Below are 322 nucleotides of genomic sequence, written 5' to 3'. Positions count from 1 at the left end.
CCCACACCGAGTGCTTTGGCGGTAGCTGACACACTCATCCGGTCAATAGCAAGGCGCTGCAAGATCCAGCGGGTGACCCGATAAGTGAGTTTGGCGCCGTCATCCGCGCAGGTTAAAGATTCTTGGAAGATCTTTCTCTTACATGAGACGGCTGTGCATAAGAATCTGGGGACTGTTACGTGCAGCCTAGTGGGGAATCCAACGACAGGAAGATCAACGAGTCGACGGGTGGTGTGGTCGCGCAGCTTTCCTGGCTGTCCGCAGTCCGGGCACACGCCGATAACGGCTACTGGCGTGGCCTCAATGATGGTCAACGCTCCGG

At 57.1% G+C, this 322-nt stretch carries 1 protein-coding gene; it reads right to left on the bottom strand.

Annotation, left to right across the window (positions count from 1 at the left end; all coding sequences use genetic code 11):
- A partial coding sequence (locus QP363_RS12840) for a transposase family protein (RefSeq protein ID WP_284764769.1) occupies positions 1-322 on the bottom strand: 322 nt, incomplete at both ends.

This window comes from Corynebacterium sp. UMB6689 (assembly GCF_030215295.1).
GTDB lineage: Bacteria > Actinomycetota > Actinomycetes > Mycobacteriales > Mycobacteriaceae > Corynebacterium > Corynebacterium aurimucosum.
This window is presented reverse-complemented; position numbering and strand designations above follow the sequence as displayed.